15 protein-coding genes and 2 pseudogenes are annotated in these 19622 nt (G+C 62.2%); 10 read left to right on the top strand and 7 right to left on the bottom strand.

Annotation, left to right across the window (positions count from 1 at the left end; genetic code table 11):
* Positions 1–65 precede the first annotated feature (65 nt).
* Together hrpA and HU764_RS19065 are read left to right on the top strand one after the other, a co-directional pair.
* The gene (hrpA, locus tag HU764_RS19070) at positions 66–3971 is read left to right on the top strand and encodes an ATP-dependent RNA helicase HrpA (protein WP_186704190.1); all 3906 of its coding nucleotides are present in this window, start codon (positions 66–68) and stop codon (positions 3969–3971) included.
* 174 nt (positions 3972–4145) lie between these two features.
* The gene (locus tag HU764_RS19065; RefSeq protein WP_186704189.1) at positions 4146–5267 is read left to right on the top strand and encodes a beta-ketoacyl-ACP synthase III; all 1122 of its coding nucleotides are present in this window, start codon (positions 4146–4148) and stop codon (positions 5265–5267) included.
* A 196-nt stretch (positions 5268–5463) separates the two neighbouring features.
* On the opposite strand, the gene HU764_RS19060 is transcribed toward HU764_RS19065, so the two are convergent.
* Positions 5464–6708, bottom strand: coding sequence for a putative porin (locus HU764_RS19060; RefSeq protein WP_099455012.1), 1245 nt, complete (start codon positions 6706–6708; stop codon positions 5464–5466).
* A 263-nt stretch (positions 6709–6971) separates the two neighbouring features.
* Here HU764_RS19060 and HU764_RS19055 point away from each other — a divergent pair, with 263 nt between their 5' ends.
* Positions 6972–8099: a GNAT family N-acetyltransferase gene (locus HU764_RS19055; protein WP_099430153.1), complete on the top strand. Its 1128-nt coding sequence runs from the start codon at positions 6972–6974 to the stop codon at positions 8097–8099.
* 135 nt (positions 8100–8234) lie between these two features.
* On the opposite strand, the gene HU764_RS19050 is transcribed toward HU764_RS19055, so the two are convergent.
* From HU764_RS19050 to HU764_RS19035, 4 genes are all read right to left on the bottom strand, one after another.
* A complete protein-coding gene (locus HU764_RS19050; protein WP_027593144.1) occupies positions 8235–10067 on the bottom strand; it encodes an ABC transporter ATP-binding protein in 1833 nt (610 codons plus the stop codon).
* A gap of 62 nt (positions 10068–10129) precedes the next feature.
* Positions 10130–10687: a peptidylprolyl isomerase gene (locus HU764_RS19045; protein WP_186681932.1), complete on the bottom strand. Its 558-nt coding sequence runs from the start codon at positions 10685–10687 to the stop codon at positions 10130–10132.
* Positions 10681–11493 carry an alpha/beta fold hydrolase gene (locus HU764_RS19040; RefSeq protein WP_027593142.1) on the bottom strand — a complete coding sequence of 271 codons (813 nt, stop codon included), beginning with the start codon at positions 11491–11493 and terminating at the stop codon, positions 10681–10683. Before HU764_RS19040 ends, HU764_RS19045 begins: the two co-directional genes overlap by 7 nt.
* 13 nt (positions 11494–11506) lie before the next feature.
* The gene (locus HU764_RS19035) at positions 11507–12430 is read right to left on the bottom strand and encodes a LysR family transcriptional regulator (protein WP_027593141.1); all 924 of its coding nucleotides are present in this window, start codon (positions 12428–12430) and stop codon (positions 11507–11509) included.
* Between the two features lie 48 nt (positions 12431–12478).
* On the opposite strand from HU764_RS19035, the gene HU764_RS19030 reads away from it, so the two are divergent.
* The 4 genes and pseudogenes from HU764_RS19030 (at position 12479) to HU764_RS19015 (ending at position 15624) form a co-directional block, all read left to right on the top strand.
* The gene (locus HU764_RS19030) at positions 12479–12796 is read left to right on the top strand and encodes a 3-phosphoglycerate kinase (protein ID WP_099430150.1); all 318 of its coding nucleotides are present in this window, start codon (positions 12479–12481) and stop codon (positions 12794–12796) included.
* 108 nt (positions 12797–12904) lie between these two features.
* Positions 12905–13510, top strand: a complete 606-nt coding sequence (locus tag HU764_RS19025) for an FMN-dependent NADH-azoreductase (RefSeq protein ID WP_186704188.1) — start codon at positions 12905–12907, stop codon at positions 13508–13510.
* Between the two features lie 302 nt (positions 13511–13812).
* On the top strand, positions 13813–14688 hold the full coding sequence (locus tag HU764_RS19020; RefSeq protein ID WP_186681928.1) for a carboxylate/amino acid/amine transporter: 876 nt from the start codon (positions 13813–13815) through the stop codon (positions 14686–14688).
* 1 nt (position 14689) lies between these two features.
* Positions 14690–15624, top strand: a pseudogene (locus HU764_RS19015) (AEC family transporter).
* Positions 15625–15738: 114 nt separating this feature from the next.
* On the opposite strand, the gene HU764_RS19010 reads toward HU764_RS19015, so the two are convergent.
* A complete protein-coding gene (locus HU764_RS19010; protein ID WP_186703662.1) occupies positions 15739–17025 on the bottom strand; it encodes a mechanosensitive ion channel family protein in 1287 nt (428 codons plus the stop codon).
* 104 nt (positions 17026–17129) lie between these two features.
* Between HU764_RS19010 and HU764_RS19005 the strand changes: the two genes are divergently transcribed.
* Positions 17130–18491, top strand: coding sequence for a DEAD/DEAH box helicase (locus HU764_RS19005; protein ID WP_085272470.1), 1362 nt, complete (start codon positions 17130–17132; stop codon positions 18489–18491).
* Positions 18492–18548: 57 nt separating this feature from the next.
* Here the strand turns inward: HU764_RS19005 and HU764_RS19000 are convergent, their stop codons facing one another.
* Complete coding sequence (locus HU764_RS19000) at positions 18549–18821, bottom strand: hypothetical protein (RefSeq protein WP_099455003.1); 273 nt, start codon at positions 18819–18821, stop codon at positions 18549–18551.
* Positions 18822–18926: 105 nt separating this feature from the next.
* Between HU764_RS19000 and HU764_RS18995 the strand changes: the two are divergent.
* Both HU764_RS18995 and HU764_RS18990 read left to right on the top strand, forming a co-directional pair.
* A pseudogene (locus HU764_RS18995) lies at positions 18927–19091 on the top strand (BrnA antitoxin family protein); the annotation flags it as partial.
* Positions 19092–19168: 77 nt separating this feature from the next.
* A complete protein-coding gene (locus tag HU764_RS18990) occupies positions 19169–19564 on the top strand; it encodes a hypothetical protein (protein WP_027593132.1) in 396 nt (131 codons plus the stop codon).
* Positions 19565–19622 lie beyond the last annotated feature (58 nt).

Below are 19622 nucleotides of genomic sequence, written 5' to 3'. Positions count from 1 at the left end.
ACAATCGCGCCTCTTCAAATGCCGATCATGAAAAAGCAGGCTCACCTGCATCACTAAAAAGCCCCATGACAGACCAAGCCATCGACCAGCTCCTGAAAAACCTCGACCACGCCATGATCGCCGACCGCCACCGTCTGCGTCGGCAACTGCACGAGCTGCGCAAACGCCCGGACGAAGCGAAGCTCGCCCAGTGGGTGGAAAAGGTCCAGGCCTCCTGCGCGCAGGTCACTGCACGCCAGCAAAGCGTGCCAACCGTGCGCTACGACGACAGCCTGCCGATTGCTGCCAAACGTGACGAGATCAAAAAGGCGCTGGCCGAGCACCAGGTGCTGGTGATTGCCGGTGAGACCGGCTCGGGCAAGACCACTCAGTTGCCGAAAATCTGCCTCGAGTTGGGGCGCGGTAGCCATGGCCTGATCGCTCACACCCAGCCACGCCGTATCGCTGCGCGCAGCGTCGCTACCCGTGTCGCCGAAGAACTCGGCACGCCGCTGGGCGGGCTGGTCGGCTACCAGGTGCGTTTCGAGGACCAGAGTGATGCCAATACCCTGGTCAAACTGATGACCGACGGCATCCTGCTGGCCGAAACCCAGCACGACCGCTTCCTCGAACGCTACGACACGATCATCGTCGACGAGGCTCACGAACGCAGCCTCAACATCGACTTCCTGCTCGGCTACCTCAAGACCCTGCTGCACCGCCGCCCGGAACTGAAGCTGATCATCACCTCGGCGACCATCGACCTTGAGCGCTTCTCCCAGCACTTCGATGGCGCGCCGATCATCGAGGTGTCGGGGCGCACCTTCCCGGTCGAAACCTGGTACCGCCCGCTGACCAGCGAGCAGGACGAGGAAGGCAACCAGATCGAGGAAGACCTCACCGTCGACCAGGCGATCCTCGCCACCCTGGACGAACTGGCGCAGCATGAGCGCAGCGAGGCCAAGGGCCCTGGGGATGTGCTGATCTTCTTGCCGGGCGAGCGGGAAATCCGCGACGCCGCCGAGATCTTGCGCAAGGCGCAACTGCGCCATACCGAGATTCTGCCGCTGTATGCGCGCCTGTCGCCCGCCGAGCAGCAGCGCATTTTCCAGTCGCACACCGGGCGCCGCGTGATCCTGGCCACCAACGTCGCCGAGACTTCGCTGACCGTGCCGGGCATTCGTTATGTGATCGACACCGGCACCGCCCGCATCAGCCGCTACAGTTACCGCGCCAAGGTCCAGCGCCTGCCGATCGAGGCGGTGTCGCAGGCCAGCGCCAACCAGCGTAAGGGCCGCTGCGGCCGGGTCGAACCGGGCATCTGTGTACGCCTTTACAGCGAAGAGGATTTCAACGGCCGGCCGGCGTTCACCGACCCTGAGATCCTGCGCACCAACCTTGCGGCGGTGATCCTGCAGATGCTGCACCTGCGCCTGGGTGCGATCGACGCATTCCCGTTCATCGAGCCGCCGGATGGCAAGGCCATCAGCGACGGTTTCAACCTGTTGCAGGAGCTCTCGGCGGTCAACCGCGAGAACCAGTTGACCCCGCTTGGGCGACAGCTGGCGCGCTTGCCGATCGACCCACGGCTGGGCCGCATGCTGCTTGAAGGCGCACGCCAGGGCAGCCTGCAGGAAGTGTTGATCGTGACCAGCGCCCTGTCGGTGCAAGACCCGCGCGAGCGGCCGCCGGAGCGCCAGCAGGCGGCCGACCAGGCGCATGCTCAGTGGAAGGACGTCGATTCCGACTTCGCCGCACTGGTCAACCTGTGGCGTGGCTTTGAAGAACAGCGCCAGGCGTTGACGGCCAACCCGTTGCGTAACTGGTGCCGAAAGAATTTCCTCAATTACCTGCGCCTGCGCGAATGGCGCGATGCCCACCGCCAGCTGGCGCTGATTTGCCGTGACCTGCAATTGACGGTCAACAAGGAACCGTCCGATTACCAGCGGATGCACAAGGCCATCCTCAGCGGCCTGCTCAGCCAGATCGGCCAGAAGACGGAAGAGGGCGATTACCAAGGTGCCCGTCAGCGGCGTTTCTGGGTCCACCCGTCCTCGGGCTTGGGCCGCAAGCGCCCGCAGTGGGTCATGGCTGCCGAACTGGTAGAGACCACCAAACTGTATGCGCGGATGGTTGCCAAGATCGAGCCCGACTGGATCGAGCCGCTGGCCACCCACCTGGTCAAGAAGAACCACTTCGAACCGCACTGGGAGAAAAAGCGCGGGCAAGTGGTGGCCTATGAACAGATCACCTTGTATGGGCTGATTCTGGTGGGGCGCCGGCCGGTGCACTTTGGCCCGATCGACCCGGTGACCTCCCGCGAGCTGTTCATCCGCGAGGGGCTGGTGGGCGGCGAGATCCAGTCGCGGGCCAAGTGCCTGGCGGCCAACAAACGCCTGCTCGAACAGCTCGACGAACTGGAGGCCAAGGCCCGTCGGCGCGATATTCTCGCCGATGAAGAGACCCTCTACGCGTTCTACGAAGCGCGCCTGCCCGAGGAAATCCACCAGACCGCGACCTTCGATGCCTGGTACCGCATGACCAGCCAGAAGGACGCCAACCTGCTGATCATGCGCGAAGAAGACGTGCTGGCGCGTGAAGCCAGCGAAGTCACCGCGGCGCAGTACCCGGACAGCCTGCAGGTAGGGGACTTGCGCCTGTCGTTGACCTACCACTTCGAGCCGGGCCACCCCCGCGACGGTGTGACCGTGCGCGTACCGGCGCCGCTGTTGCCAAGCCTGCCGGGCGAGCGCCTGGAATGGTTGGTGCCGGGCCTGATCGAAGCCAAGTGCGTGGCGCTGGTGCGCAACCTGCCCAAGGCTCTGCGCAAGAATTTCGTGCCGGTACCGGACTTCGTCAAGGCCGCGCTGGCGCGCATGACCTTCGGCCAGGGCGCGTTGCCCCAGGCCTTGGGCCAGGAGCTGCTGCGCATGACCGGTGCGCGTGTGTCCGAAGAGGCCTGGGCAGAATCGGTCAACTTGGTCGAAGGCCACCTGCGGATGAACATCGAAGTGGTCGATGGCCAGGGCAAGTTCCTCGGCGAAGGCCGCGACCTGGCCGAGCTGACCGCACGCTTTGTCGCCGCCAGCCAGGCCGCACTGGCCGTGCCACGCAGCGAGAACGCCGAACGCCCGGTGCAGGCCAAGGCCTTCAGTGAAGTGGCGCAGAGCACCCAGCAGAAGATCGCCGGCCTGTCGATGACCGTCTACCCGGCGCTGGTGGACGAAAACGGCACCGTGCGCGAAGGGCGTTTTTCGACCCAGGCCGAAGCCGAGTTCCAGCACCGTCGCGCCTTGCAGCGCCTGTTACTGCAGCAGTTGGCGGAGCCTGCCAAGTTTTTGCGTGGCAAGCTGCCTGGGCTGACCGAACTGGGCTTGCTGTACCGCGAGCTGGGCCGTGTCGAGGCACTGGTCGAAGACATTCTGCTGGCCAGCCTGGACAGCTGCATCCTCGAGGGTGAACACCCGCTGCCGCGCGACGGTGCGGCCTTGGCCGGCTTGGCCGAGCGCAAACGTGGCAGTTGGGCCGAGCACGCTGAGCGCCTGGCGCGCCAGACCTTGGAAGTGCTCAAGTTGTGGCACGGGCTGCAGAAGCGCTTCAAAGGCAAGATCGACCTGAGCCAGGCGGTGGCGCTGAACGACATCAAGCAACAGCTGGCCAACCTGGTGTACCCGGGTTTCGTTCGCGAAACCCCGGGCGCCTGGTTCAAGGAGTTGCCGCGTTACCTCAAGGCCGTGGAGTTACGCTTGGAGAAGCTCGGCTCGCAGGTGCAGAAGGACCGCGTCTGGAGTGGCGAGCTGGCAAACCTCTGGGCCCAGTACAAGGCACGTGCCGACAAGCACGCCCAGGAGGGCAAGCGTGATGAGCAACTGACGCTGTACCGGTGGTTGCTGGAGGAATATCGGGTGTCGTTGTTCGCTCAGCAGTTGGGTACCAAAGTGCCGATTTCTGACAAGCGTCTCAGCAAACAGTGGAGTCAGGTGGAAGCCTAAACCGCAGAAGATGTGGCAATATTGATGCAATTTGGGGTCGCCTGGCGGCCCCTGTGGGAGCGGGTTTACCTGCGAACGAGGGCAACGCCCTCGCCTTCGAGTTGGCACTAAAGTGCTATTACGCATTTTCCAGCCAGCGCCCCGTGGCGATGGCCTTTGACCAGAGGAACGACCGTGCATAACGTCGTGATCAGCGGCACCGGCCTGTATACCCCGGCCCAGAGCATTTCCAACGAAGAACTGGTGGAGTCCTTCAACACGTGGGCGCAGCAGTTCAACCACGACAACGCCGCCGCCATCGAGCGCGGCGAGGTCGAGGCAGCGCCGCTGTCCGACGCCGCTTTCATCGAGAAGGCCTCGGGCATCAAGAGCCGCTTCGTGCTGGACAAGGCCGGCATCCTCGACCCGCAACGCATGAAGCCACGCCTGCCAGAGCGCTCCAATGACGAGCCGTCGATTTTGTGTGAAATGGCTGTGGCCGCTGCTCGCCAGGCGTTTGAACGTGCGGGCCGTACCGCTGCCGATGTCGATGGTGTGATCGTCGCGTGCTCCAACCTGCAGCGCCCATACCCGGCCATTGCCATCGAAGTGCAAAATGCATTGGGCATCGAGGGCTTTGCCTTCGACATGAACGTGGCCTGCTCGTCAGCCACCTTCGGCATCCAGACCGCCGCCAACAGCGTGCAGCTGGGCCAGGCGCGTTCGGTACTGATGGTCAACCCCGAGGTCTGCACCGGCCACCTGAACTTCCGCGACCGCGACAGCCACTTCATCTTCGGTGATGCCGCCACCGCCGTGCTGATCGAGCGTGCCGACCAGGCCACCTCGAAGCACCAGTTCGAGATTGTCAGCAGCAAGTTGTGGACCGGGTTTTCCAACAACATCCGTAACAACTTCGGCTTCCTCAACCGCGCGGCGGAGGAGGGGGAAGGTGCTGCGGACAAGTTGTTCATCCAGGAAGGCCGCAAGGTGTTCCGTGAAGTGTGCCCGAAGGTGGCTGAGCTGATCGGTGAGCACCTTGAAGCGAATGACCTGCAGCCGAGCGACGTCAAGCGCTTCTGGTTGCACCAGGCCAACCTGAGCATGAACCACTTGATCGTCAAGAAGCTGTTGGGGCGTGAAGCCACCGAGGAAGAGGCACCGGTGATTCTGGACCGTTATGCCAACACCAGTTCGGCCGGGTCGGTGATTGCATTCCACCTGTACCAGGATGACCTGGCCGAGGGTGCGGTGGGCGTGCTGAGCTCGTTTGGCGCGGGGTATTCGGTGGGTAGCGTGATTTTGCGCAAACGCTGATTGCCGGGGCCGCTTTGCGGCCCATTCGCAGCGCAAGGCTGCTCCTACAGGGGAACGCGAACCGCACCTGTAGGCGCAGCTTTGCGCTGCGAATGGGCTGCAAAGCGGCCCCCTACAATGTCACAGACAAAAAAAGGCAGGAAATACCGGATGGGGTCGGCATTTCCCGCCTTGAGTGAAGCAGTGAAGCGGTTGCTTAGAACTTGGCTTCCAGGTCTACCTGCAGCGTGTCTACGTCAGCATTGCTGTTCGGCAACTGCGACAAATCGGTCTTGGCCATCAGGTACGCCGCGCCCAGCGAGAAGTTCTTGTCGATCTCGTAACCGACCTTGAACTTGTGGCCGCGAGAGCCGGTGAAGCCGTTGCCGAAATCGGAGTCGGTGAACAGGCTGACCACGGCGTTACGTTGAACATCGCGGTAGTTGTAGTCCAGGCTCCAAGCGCCGACCTTGGTTTTCAGACCGGCCAGCCAGGCTTGGTCTTCACCATCGGTGCTCTCGGTGTTTTTCACGTATTGGCCGTAGGCCGACAGCGGGATGGCGAAGCCAGTGAAGTCGAGCTGACCGAAGCCTTCCACCAGGTTGAACTCATTGGTGGTGTTGCCGAACGACTGCAGAATGGCCGCTTCCTTGTCGTTGTCGTAGCCATAGATGCTCGCACCTACAGTGACCTTCATCACGTCGGCAGGGGCGAACTTGGCGCCCAGCTGGCCATGGTAGACCTGCGCATCGTGCTTGTACTGCACGCCGTCGCCGTCGACGTTGTCCTTGAGGGTGTACTGACCGGCACTTGCGAACACTTCGGCGCCGCCCAGGTCAGCCTTGTAGGTCGCGGCCACGCCTTCCGGGTTGATGTCGCTGTCCCAGATGATATCGCCCATGCTCACCCACGGCTGTGGCATCTTGCCGCCGATCAGGTGCAGGTTTGGCACTGCGGTCGGGTGCCAGTCGAGGTAGGCCAGGTCGACCCACAGCGATTTCTTGTCGAAATAGTTGTCGAAGCTCTGGTTGGTCGAGCGGCGGTCGGCGCTGCTACCGGTGGCGATACGCACGCCAGCATCGACTTGCGGGTTGATTTCGCTGTAGAAGCCGACACGGGCGCGGACGCGCTGGCGGTCCTGGTTGCCGCTGCTGCTGTTCGGGTCGTCAACGTTGACGTCTTCGTAACGCAGGCGCACATCACCCTTGATCTGGGTCTTGGCGGCCCATGCCACTTTTTGTTCAAAGGAACTCATACGCTCGGACTGCGCTTTCTGGTCGGCCTTTTCCTTGGTCTCTTTTGCCAGATCGCCTTGCAGTTCGTTGTACTGCGCCTGGTTGATCGAGCCATTGGCGCGGAGCATTTCGAGCAGCTTGGCGTCGACAGCAGCACTGGCCGGAGTACTCAGAGCCAGCATCATGCCGGTGAGGCTCACTCCGGTAAGTGTGGAAACAAGACGCATAAGGTTCTCCCTACTAGAAAAAAATGGGGGAGGCTCAGCGCCCGCCCCTGTGTTGGCATGTCTTCGGAAAGGGCCTGAATAGACAGGTTCTGGGGTTCCGGAAAACAGGCGCAAGTATTGCGGGGGGGAATGACAGATTAATGTCTAATTAGTGGCACTGTTGTTAAGTAATCGGCAATGAACGGATTGGCCAGGTGATCGTCATTTGAGTGATGGGCCATTCTTCCGGGATACTGAGGGCCTCAAGATAGCGAGTCGAAACCGTGACTAGCCTGTACAGCCTTGCTCATCTGCGTGATCTTCCGGCGGCCACCTGGGATGCCCTGGTGCCTGCGGGCCAACCGTTTCTGCGCCACGCCTTTCTCACCGCCCTGGAGGACAGTGGCAGCGTTGCCCCCGCGACTGGCTGGGCTGCCGAGCACTTGGTGCTGGAGCGTGAAGGGCAGGTACGCGCCGTGCTGCCGGCCTACCGCAAGTGGCATTCGTTTGGCGAATACGTGTTTGACCACGGCTGGGCCGATGCCTGTGAGCGGGCAGGCATTGCCTACTACCCCAAGCTGCTGGGCGCCGTGCCGTTCAGCCCGGTCAGTGGCCCGCGCCTGCTGGCCGCCGACCCCGCCGATGGCCTGCTGGTGTTGCAAGCATTGCCCGAGTACCTGGGCAAGGGCGGGCTTTCTGGCGCGCACATCAACTTCACCGACCCGGCATTGGACCAGCAGATGGCCGGCTTGCCAGGCTGGATGGAGCGGCTGGGTTGCCAGTTCCACTGGCGCAACCGAGGCTATCGGGACTTCCAGGACTTTCTCGACACGCTCAGCTCGCGCAAGCGCAAGCAGATGCGCAAAGAGCGCGAGCAAGTGGCCGGGCAGGGCATCGACTTTCAGTGGTACCGGGGTGATGAACTGGATGAGGCGCAGTGGGACTTCGTCTACCTGTGCTACGCCAACACCTATGCAGTACGCCGGCGCGCGCCGTACCTGACCCGTGAGTTCTTCAGCCTGCTGGCCGAGCGCATGCCCGAGGCGCTGCGGGTGGTGATGGCCAGGCAAGGCGGGCGTGACGTGGCCATGGCCCTGAGCCTGGTGGGCGGTGACAGCCTGTATGGCCGTTACTGGGGATGCCTGGATGAGTTCGACCGGCTGCACTTTGAGACGTGCTTCTACCAGGGCATGGACTTTGCCATTGCTGAAGGCTTGCAGCGGTTCGATGCGGGGGCTCAGGGTGAGCACAAGCTGATCCGAGGGTTCGAGCCGGTGCTGACGCGGTCGTGGCATTACCTGCTGCATCCCGGGTTGCGGCGGGCGGTGGAAGGGTTTTTGTTGCAGGAGCGGGAAGGGGTGCAGGGGTATGCCGAAGAGGCGCGGGGGATGTTGCCTTACCGCAGGGATTGAATTTTATGTCGCTTTCCCCGGCCTCTTCGCGGGGCAAGCCCGCTCCCACAGGTGCATCACTGGTTTTACGGGCAGTGATGAACCTGTGGGAGCGGGCTTGCCCCGCGAAGAGGCCGGCGCAGGCAACCGCTCATCTCAATCCACCCCAACAAACCCGCCGGTCTGGTGATGCCACAACCGCGCATACAACCCTTGCTGCGCCAGCAACTCACTGTGGCTGCCACTCTCGACGATATGCCCTTTGTCCAGCACCACCAGCCGGTCCATCCGGGCAATGGTCGAAAGCCGGTGGGCGATGGCGATCACGGTCTTGCCCTGCATCAGTGTCTCAAGGCTCTCCTGGATCGCGGCTTCAACCTCAGAGTCCAGCGCTGAAGTGGCCTCGTCCATGATCAGGATCGGTGCGTTCTTCAATAGCACCCTCGCAATCGCGATACGTTGACGCTGGCCGCCAGACAACTTGACTCCACGCTCGCCCACATGCGCATCGAAGCCGGTACGCCCTTGGGCGTCGGTCAACTGCGGAATGAACTCGTCGGCGCGGGCGCGGCGTACGGCTTCAAGCAGTGCCGCTTCGCTGGCCTCTGGGCGGCCGTACAGCAGGTTGTCACGGATCGAGCGGTGCAGCAGCGAGGTGTCTTGGGTGATCATGCCAATCTGCGCACGCAGGCTGGCCTGGCTCACTTCGGCAATGTCCTGGCCATCGATGAGGATGCGCCCACCCTGCACGTCATACAGCCGCAGCAGCAGGTTCACCAGGGTCGATTTGCCCGCGCCAGAAGGGCCGATCAGGCCAATCTTTTCGCCCGGGCGGATGTTCAGATTGAGCCCTTCGATCACGTTGCTGGCTTTGCCGTAGTGGAAGTCCACATCGTCGAAATGCACCGCGCCACGGCTCACCTTCAATGCCGGCGCATTGGGCTTGTCGGTGACGGTGACCGGCTGGGCGATGGTCTGCAGGCCGTCCTGGACCATGCCGATGTTCTCGAAGATGCCGTTGACCACCCACATGATCCAGCCCGACATGTTGACGATGCGGATCACCAACCCGGTGGTCAGGGCAATTGCCCCCACGGTGATCAGCGACTGGCTCCACAGCCACAGCGCCAGGCCGGTGGTGCCGACCACCAGCAAGCCGTTGAGGGTGGTGATGACCACGTCCATGCTGGTGATCACCCGCGAGGCCAGTTGCGTTTTTTCGGTCTGCTCGCGGATCGCCTCACGGGCGTACTGCTGTTCGTAGTCGGTGTGGGCGAACAGCTTGAGGGTGGCGATGTTGGTGTAGCCGTCGACGATGCGCCCCATCAGTTTGGAGCGTGCGTCGGACGAAATTACCGAGCGCGCCTTTACCCGTGGCACGAAGTAGAACAGCGCGGCGATGTAACAGGCGATCCACGCCAACAGTGGCAGCATCAGGCGCCAGTCGGCCTCGGCGAACAGGACCAGCGAGCTGACGGCATAGATCAGCACGTGCCACAGGGCATCCACTGCCTGTACCGCCGAATCGCGCAGCGAGTTGCCGGTTTGCATGATGCGCTGGGCAATACGCCCGGCGAAGTCGCTTTGAAAGAAGTTCAGACTCTGCTTGAGCACATAGGAGTGGTTTTGCCAGCGAATCAGGCTGGTCATGCCCGGGTTGATGGTCTGGTGCACCAGCAGGTCGTGCAGGCCGAAGAACAGCGGGCGCAGCAGCAGGATCACCACCAGCATCCAGATCAGCTCACCGCTGTGTTCGCTGAAGAAGTTGGCATTGGGCGTGCCTTGGGCCAGGTCGATGATACGGCTCAGGTAGCTGAACATCGCCACCTCGATCAACGAAGCGACCAGGCCGACCACCAGCAGGGCGGCGAAGCTTGGCCAGACCTGGCGCAGGTAATACAGGTAGAACGGCCACACCGTGCTCGGCGGTGCTTCGCTCGGTGCCTCGCGAAAAATGTCGATAAGTCGTTCGAAACGGCGGTACAGCATGGGTGACAACACTCCTGTTGGTCCGGCCTTCAGGCGGGTTCACGTCCCTGTGAAACCTGCATTCAGTCGATACGTTTGGCGGACTTGATATAGACCGGATCGGCCGGCACGTCGCGCATGCCCTTTTTCACAGTGGTCGGTGAGTTGACGATCTGGTCGACCACTTCCATTCCTTTGGTCACCTTGCCAAACACGGCATAGCCACGGTCACGGCCTGGGTTGAGGAAGTCGTTGTCAGCCACGTTGATGAAGAACTGGCTGGTAGCCGAATTCGGGTCCGAGGTGCGGGCCATGGACAGGGTGCCGCGGGTGTTCAGCAAGCCATTGCTGGCTTCGTTGCGGATCGGGTCCTGGGTGCTCTTCTGCACCATCTGGTCGGTGAAGCCGCCGCCCTGGACCATGAAGCCCGGGATCACGCGGTGGAAGATGGTGTTGTTGTAGAAGCCGCTGTCGACGTACTGGAGGAAGTTCTTGGTACTGATCGGCGCCTTCTCGGCATTCAACTCGATTTCGACCTGACCGAAGCTGGTGTCCAGCAACACGTGAGGGGTCTTGTCGGACGCCATGACGCTGGTGGCGAAGGCGACCGAGCAGGCGGTGAGCAGGAGTTTTTTCAGCATGGGCTCAAAGATCCTTGAGAGGTGGAAGCAGCTGCAAGAAACTGCAGCAGGGTCTGGTTGAAGACCTCGGGTTGATCGAGGGGCGTAGCGTGCCGGGAATCGTCGATGACTACCAGCCTGGCCTGCGGCATCAGGGCTACGTAGCGCTCTTTCAGATGTATCGGCGTGTAATCGTGGTCGGCGGCAATCACCAGCGTGGGACAGCGAATTTGCCCAATGCGTTCCTGCACGCCCCAGTCAACGATGGCGTCGAAGCTTTTGAGGTAGGCGCGCTTGTCGTTGCGTGCCCAGCGCTGCGCCATCTTCTGGCGCAGGTCAGCTTGGCCGGGCTTGGGGAACAGGCGCTGGGCCAGGCCTTTGCCCACGGTCTCGACGCTGAGCAGGCGTGCCAGGCCCCAACGCTTGGCCCACCAGGCCCAGTCGCTGCGGGTGCGGCGCTTCACCTCTGGGGCGCTGTTGACAATGCACAGGCTGCGCAGCCAGCGCGGGTGATCGACGGCAAACTGGAAGCCGACCATCCCACCCATCGACAGGCCCACGAAGTGCACCGGGCCGGTCTGCAGGTGTTCGAGCAGGGCCAGCAGGTCTTCGCTGAAGGTGGCGATCTGGTAACCGTCGCGGGGTTTGTCGGAGCGGCCGTGCCCGCGAATGTCCATGACGATGACCCGGTAGTGGCGGCTCAACAGCGGTATCTGCAGCTCCCAGTCCTGGCAGCTGGAGCCCAGGCCATGCAGCAGCACCAAGGGTTCGCCCTGGCCATATTCCTCGTAATGCAGTAAGCATCCTTCGTGTTCGAAATAGGCCATGGGCGCGGTCCTCTCAGGCTTGTGGGGGGGCTGCGAAGGGCACGTCCAGAGGCGCGGTGTCGAAGTTGCGCAGCAGGTCGATGAGAATCTGCGTAGCCGGGCCCAGGGTCTTCTCTTTGCTCGAATAAAGGTAGAACAGTGGGTGACGGCTGCCACCCTGATCCAGCGGCAACGGCTTGAGCACGCCTTCACGCAGTTCGCGCTCGATCATGTGCCGCGGCAGCCAGGCAAAGCCCAGGCCGCTGCTGACGAAGGTGGTGGCGGTGCCCAAGCTGCCGACGGTCCAGCGCTGTTCTGCGCCCAGCCAGCCGACATCCAGCGGTTGGGCGCGGCCAGAGTCGCGGATCACCACCTGCAGCTGGCTTTCCAGGTCCTGGAAGGTAATTTCACGGCCCAGGCGGTGCAGGCTGTGTTCGGGGTGGGCAACGGCGATGAACTCTACCGCGCTCAGTTCGGCGCCCAGGTAGCCGCCGATGCTGTAGCTGCTGATGGCCAGGTCAGCGATGCCTTCGCGTAGCACTTCCTCGACGCCCGACAACACCTCTTCACGCAGACGCACCCGGCAACCGCGGCTTTGCGGCATGAACGCACTCAGCGCACGAACCAGCCGGGCGCTGGGGTAGGCGGCGTCGACCACCACGCGCACCTCGGCTTCCCAGCCTTGCTCCATGTGATGGGCAAGGTCTTCGAGCTGGCTGGCCTGTTTGACCAGGTGGCGTGAGCGGCGCAGCAGCACGTTGCCAGCCTCGGTGAGCACCGCTTTGCGCCCATCGATGCGCAGCAGCGGAACACCGAGCTGCTCTTGCATGCGGGCCACGGTGTAGCTGACCGACGACTGCGAACGGTGCAGCGCCTCGGCGGCCTGGGCAAACCCCCCGTGATCGACCACTGCTTGCAGTGTTCGCCACTGATCAAGGGTTACGCGCGGCGCTTTCATGTTTCGCTCCTGTTGTCCTAAGCTGCGCTCTTCCAAGGAGAGCGCCCCATGAAGAAATGTTGTGCGGCAATACTGATGTGCCTGCCCCTCGGTGCCATGGCTTACCCCATCGATGTGGAGAAGCAATTGGAGGATGGGGTCAAGCTCGACTACACGGCCTACGATACCGCCTACGACATTGGCGCCATCACCCTCAACAACTATGGGCAGGTGCCTGCAGCCTGCAAGGTGATGTTCCGCAACGGCCCGGAAGCGCCGCGGGTGCGCCGGGTGAACGTGCCGGCGGGTAAAAGCGTCGACGTCACCGCCAAGTTCAATCGCCAGATCATCAAATTGCGGATCAGCGTGAACTGTACAGCGGAATAAACGGATTAATCGATTGATTGAACCCACTTTTTACGCTTTTTTATCGATAGGTCAAGCCTTAATCTCACCTCCATCGAATCGCACCCTTTTTGCCGATGGAGGCACCCCATGTCCCGCGTACTGATCATCGAAAGCAGCGCCCGCCAGCAGGATTCCGTTTCCCGTCAACTGACCCGCGACTTCATCCAGCAATGGCAGGCCGCTCACCCGAGCGATGAGATCACCGTACGTGACCTGGCTGTGACCTCGGTGCCGCACCTGGATGCCAACCTGCTCGGTGGCTGGATGAAGCCCGAAGAGCAGCGCAGTGCCGCCGAACTCGAAGCACTGGCCCGCTCCAATGAGCTGACGGATGAACTGCTGGCGGCCGACGTGCTGGTGATGGCTGCGCCGATGTACAACTTCACCATCCCCAGCACCCTCAAGGCCTGGCTGGACCACGTGCTGCGCGCCGGCATCACCTTCAAGTACACCCCGACCGGCCCGCAGGGCCTGCTGACTGGCAAGCGCGCCATCGTCCTGACCGCCCGCGGTGGCATTCATGCCGGCGCCACCAGCGACCACCAGGAACCCTACCTGCGCCAGGTGATGGCGTTCATCGGCATTCACGATGTGAATTTCATCCATGCCGAAGGCCTGAACATGAGCGGCGACTTCCACGAGAAGGGCATCAACCAGGCCAAGGCCAAGGCCAAGCTGGCTGCGGTGGCCTGAGCGTCAACGAATTCCCAACCCTGACACCTGTTTTTGCTCCTTTGGGTGTACCTGCCCGGCCTGATGGCCGGGCTTTTTTATGCCTGCGGCCCATGCGATCAATTGTAGGAGCGGCCTTGTGTCGCGAAAGGGCTGCAAAGCAGCCCCATCGTGCTTGAGGTGAAGCGTAAATCTGGGGCCGCTACGCAGCCCTTTCGCGACGCAAGGCCGCTCCTACAAAAACTCAGCCCCCACATTCCGCAGGGTTGAACAGATTGCCCGCAACCCGCTAAGGTCGCCGCCTTGATCCACGAGAGGCAACCATGGGCTACCTGATTATCGTCGCGCTGATTCAGGCGTTTTCCTTCAGCCTGATCGGCGAGTACCTGGCTGGGCACGTCGACAGCTACTTTGCCGTGCTCGCCCGGGTGCTGCTGGCAGGCCTGGTGTTCTTGCCGCTGACCCGCTGGCGCCAGGTCGAGCCGCGCTTCATGCGTTCGATGCTGCTGATCGGTGCGCTGCAATATGGCATTACCTATGTCTGCCTGTACCTGAGCTTTCGCGTGCTCACCGTGCCAGAAGTGCTGCTGTTCACCATCCTCACGCCGTTGCACGTGACCCTGATCGAAGATGCCTTGAACCGGCGTTTCAACCCATGGGCCTTGCTGGCCGCGCTGGTGGCCGTGGCGGGAGCCGCGGTGATTCGTTTCGACAGCATCAGTGGTGAGTTCTTCATCGGCTTCCTGCTGCTGCAACTGGCCAACTTCACCTATGCCGCCGGCCAGGTGCTGTACCGTCACCTGATCGCCCGAAACCCCAGCGACCTGCCGCACTACAAGCGCTTCGGCTACTTCTACCTCGGGGCCTTGATCGTCGTGCTGCCGGCGTTTTTGCTGTTCGGCAATGCCCAGCACCTGCCCAGCACCGATGTGCAATGGCTGGTGCTGTTGTTCCTCGGGTTGTGCCCGACCGCGCTGGGCTTGTACTGGTGGAACAAGGGCGCGTGCCTGGTTTCCGGGGCGACGCTGGCCGTGATGAACAACCTGCATGTGCCGGTGGGGCTGTTGCTCAACCTGTTGATCTGGAACCAGCACGAGCCACTGGGGCGGTTGCTTATTGGAGGCGCGGTGATTCTGGCGTCGGTGTGGATGAGCCGGTTGGGTAGCCGCACTGACGTCGCGCTGACCCGCAAGGCCTGATATGCATACCCTCTTTGTCATCGTCGCGCCGATCTTTGCCCTCATCCTGGTCGGCTACCTGTGCCGTCGCGCCAACAAGCTCGGCGACAAGGCCGCTGCCGAAATCAACAAGATGGTGGTCTGGCTCTGCCTGCCGGCCTTGCTGTTCAAGGTGACCGCCACTGCGACCTGGAGCGAGATCTGGCACCCAGGCTTCATCGTGGCGTTTGGCACGGGCGCTCTGGCCATGTTCGTGGTCACGCTGGCGTGGCGGCTGTACAGCGGCCATAACCTGGTTGCCGCGAGCATCGACGGGCTCAGTGCAGGGTATGCCAACACCGGCTACATCGGCATCCCGCTGTGCCTGTTGCTGTTCGGCCAGGCGGGCTTGCAGCCGGCGCTGATCTCGTCGTTGATCGTGGTGTGCCTGGTGTTCGCCATTTCGCTGACCTTTATTGAGGTCGGGCTGCAGGAAGAGCGGCAGGTCGGCCGGGCGGTGCTGGTGGTGAGCAAGGCGCTGGCGAAGAACCCGCTGGTGATTTCGCCGGTGGTGGGGGGGGGTGGGCCATGAGCGGGTTGGGGCTGGCCGAGCCGGTGATGCATTTTCTCGACATGCTGGCGTTGGCCACCACGCCGTGCGCCTTGATATCGCTGGGCGCATTCCTGGCAGAAAAGCGCGCGGGTGCGCAAGCCAGCCCGTGGCCGTTGGTGGGATTGAAACTGGTTGGGCAGCCGGCCCTGACTTGGGTGCTGGCGTACAAGGTATTCAGCCTGCCGAGCATGTGGGCGGCTTCGGCGGTGCTGCTGGCGGCGCTGCCGACCGGGACCGGGCCGTACATGCTGGCGGAGTACTACAACCGCGAGGCGGGGTTGATTTCGCGGACGATCCTGTTGTCGACCGTGGCTTCGTTGGTGACCCTGACCGGGTTGTTGTACCTGCTGGGTTACGCGGGGTGATTCGGGGGCGCTTTGCGCCCCATTCGCAGCACAAGGCTGCTCCTACAGGGAGCGCGTACCTCCGGTAGGAGCGGCCTTGTGCTGCGAATGGGCTGCAAAGCAGCCCCGGCGATCTCAAGCCTCGCTCATCTCTTCCAACCGGTGCGGCACTCGCCCGCTCAACCCCACCCGCATGTCATTGCCACTCGGCTGTTGATACAAGCTCAAACCAAACTCCGGCAACACCGCCAGCAGATAATCGAAGATATCCCCCTGAATCCGCTCGTACTCCGCCCACACCGTGGTGGTGGTGAAGCAGTAGATTTCCAGCGGCACACCCTCGGCGCCGGTCTGCATCTGCCGGACCATGCAGGTCATGCCCTGATGCACATTGGGGTGGTTCTTCAGGTAAGCCAGCGCAAACGCGCGGAAGGTGCCGATATTGGTCAGCTTGCGGCGGTTGGCGGACAGCTCTGCCACCGGCCCCAGCGCTTCGTTCCAGGTTTGCAGTTCCTGGCGCTTGCCAGCCAGGTAGTCGCCCAGCAGGCGCACTTGGGTCAGGCGCTGTTCCTCTTCGCGGGTCAGAAAACGCACACCCGCCGCGTCGATGAACAGGCTGCGCTTGATGCGCCGGCCGCCTGACTGCTGCATGCCGCGGTAGTTGCGGAACGATTCGCTCATCAAGCGCCAGGTCGGGATCGAGACGATGGTCTTGTCGAAGTTCTGCACCTTCACCGTGTGCAAGGTGATGTCCACCACATCGCCATCGGCACCGACCTGGGGCATTTCGATCCAGTCACCCACATGCAGCATGTCGTTGCTGGTCAATTGCACGCTGGCCACGAACGACAGCAGGGTGTCCTTGTAGACCAACAGCAGCACCGCCGACATGGCACCCAGGCCCGACAGCAGCAGCAACGGCGAGCGGTCGATAAGCGTGGCGACGATGACGATGGAGGCGAAGATCCACAGCATCATCTTGGCCAGTTGCACATAGCCCTTGATCGAGCGGGTGCGGGCATGCTCGGTGCGCGCGTAGATGTCGAGTAAGGCATCCAGCAGGCACGACAGGGCCATGGTCATGAACAGCAGGGTAAAGGCCAGGGCAACGTTGCCGAGGAAGTGCTGCGCCGTGTCGGACAGCTCCGGCACCAGCTTCAGGCCAAACTGCAGCACCAGCGACGGTGTGGTCTGGGCCAGCCGGTGCAACACTTTGTTGTGGCGCAGGTCATCCAGCCATTTCAGCGCCTGTTGGCGCGCCAGCAGGCGGGTGCCGTGCAGCATCAGGAAGCGCGAAATGCGGCCGACGACTAGAGAAATCAGCAGCAGGACGGCCAGGCCGATGGCGGCGTGGAGCATGGGATGTTGATCGAGGGTGCCCCAGAGGTCGAGGGAGTCACGCCAGATTCGTTGGATATCCATGGGGTTTTGAACAGTCTGTATTGCCAAACGAAGCGCCATTAGAGCGCGGATGCCGATAAAGTTGCCAAAAGAAATTCGGCTATGGCGGCAGAAAACGTTACCCTATGCAACTGAATTTCCCGCACTTGCCTGAGGTTACCTCCGTGTTTTCCCAATTCGCCCTGCACGAACGCCTGCTTAAAGCCGTGGCCGAGCTTAAATTTGTCGAGCCGACCCCGGTGCAGGCAGCGGCCATCCCCCTGGCCCTGCAAGGGCGTGACCTGCGTGTGACCGCGCAGACCGGCAGCGGCAAGACCGCGGCATTCGTCCTGCCAATGCTCAATCGCCTGGTCGACCTGAGCGGCCCGCGCGTAGAAATCCGTGCGCTGATCCTGCTGCCCACCCGTGAGCTGGCACAACAGACCCTCAAGCAGGTGCAACTGTTCTCCCAGTTCACCTACATCAAGGCTGGCCTGGTTACCGGCGGTGAGGACTTCAAGGAACAGGCCGCCATGCTGCGCAAGGTGCCGGACGTGCTGATCGGCACCCCGGGCCGCCTGCTCGAGCAACTCAACGCCGGCAACCTGGACCTGTCCCACGTCAAGGTCATGATCCTCGATGAAGCCGACCGCATGCTCGACATGGGCTTTGCCGAAGACATGGAGCGCCTGTGCAAGGAGTGTGAGAACCGTGAGCAGACCCTGCTGTTCTCCGCCACCACAGGCGGCGCGGCCCTGCGCGACATCATCGGCAAGGTGTTGAAAGACCCTGAGCACCTGATGCTCAACAGCGTCTCGCAGCTGGCCGAAGGCACCCGTCAGCAGATCATCATGGCTGACCACGACCAGCACAAAGAGAAGATCGTCCAGTGGTTGCTGGAAAACGAGACCTACCAGAAGGCGATCATCTTCACCAACACCCGTGCCCTGGCCGACCGTATCTATGGCCACCTGGTGGCCAAGGACGTGAAGGCCTTCGTCCTGCACGGTGAGAAAGACCAGAAAGACCGCAAGCTGGCCATTGAACGCTTCAAGCAGGGCAGCTCCAACGTGCTGGTGGCAACCGACGTTGCCGCCCGTGGCCTGGACATCGACGGCCTGGACCTGGTGATCAACTTCGACATGCCACGCAGCGGTGACGAGTACGTGCACCGTATTGGCCGTACCGGGCGTGCGGGGGGCGAAGGCCTGGCGATCTCGTTGATCACCCACAACGACTGGAACTTGATGTCGAGCGTCGAACGCTACCTCAAGCAGCAGTTCGAGCGCCGGGTGATCAAGGAAGTCAAAGGCACCTACACCGGGCCTAAAAAGGTCAAGGCGTCGGGCAAGGCTGCCGGTACCAAGAAGAAAAAGGTCGAGAAGAAGTCGGGTGACAAGAAGGCTGGCGCTAAGCGCAAGCCGACCGCCAAGCCAAAGGCCAACGCGCCACTGGCCAGCTCCGACGGCATGGCGCCGCTGAAAAAGCGCACGCCAGCGGCTGAGTAAGTCGTCTGTAGCCCTATCGCCGCCTTGCCGGCGATAGGGCCTTTACCGCCTCTGCCGTCACTCCGCTTTCTTCTCCGCTGTCTTCAATTCCTTGATTCGCGTATCGATCAGCTGGCACTTGTCCGGCAGGTCCTTGCTCGCCGTCCCCAGCTCCATACCCTGGAGCTCATCGTTGATCTCCTTGGCCTTCTGCGGGTTCTGTTCGGTCAGCTGGCTGACCAGCCCGGCCAGTTCTTCGCGCTTCTGGGTGGCCTCCTCCGGCGTACAGGCCCAAGCGGGCAGTGCGCAGAGCAAGGCGGTTGCACAGGTGATACGCAGCAGCGATTTCATCCTTTCTACCTCTCGCGTTGGCTATGCGCGGTGGAGGGTTCGGCTCCCTGAGAAGTTCAGCATCTGCGACAGGTGGCCTCCAGCTTTGCAGTTCCGTCCTGACTGGATTTTTTTCGCCAGGCCGACCTGCGGGTTCCTGCAAAGCAGGCGGTGACCATTCGCCTGGACGCTGATGTTCTTTCCTGGTTCAAGGATCAGGGCGCCGGGTATCAGACGCGTATAAATCAGTTGCTGCGCCAGTACATGCAGGCTCAGCAAAGACAGCGCTGATATCTTTCTGAACGCAGCCTGTCAGCGGCAGGTCCCAACCTGTGTACCCCTTCCGTCCACAGCAGGAGCCTGCCACCATGAGCACCACCTACGACTGGGACTTGATCGAACGCTTGCTGCATGAAGTGCAGAACAGCGCCGGTCACAGCTTTACGCCACGCCCCTATGCCGAGCAGCACGCCGCGGCGCTAGCCGCCAAAGGCCAGCCGATAGGCGATCTGGACCACCTGAAGACCCGAGCCTGCGAATACGAAAAACTGCTGTTCGAGCGCGGCTTCATCGAAAGTCGGCCTGATGAAGAGGGGGGCAACGGCGAAAACTTTGTCCTCAGCGAACGCGGTTCGCGCCTGTTGAGCCTGATCGACAGCAGCATCCCGGGCTTCGAGCACCCGCGTCAGGTCTTGGATGAACAAGCCGATGCGCTGGATGAAGCGACCTTTGAGCAGGTGTCATCGAAGGCACAGATTGCTTGAGGTCGTTTTGAGGGTGGCATGGGTGGGCCTGTAAACCCGATAATCGGCAGTCTTTGAA

The sequence above is a fragment of the Pseudomonas kermanshahensis genome (assembly GCF_014269205.2).
GTDB lineage: Bacteria > Pseudomonadota > Gammaproteobacteria > Pseudomonadales > Pseudomonadaceae > Aquipseudomonas > Aquipseudomonas kermanshahensis.
Note: the sequence above shows the minus strand (reverse complement) of the source record. Positions and strands in the feature narration are given on the sequence as shown.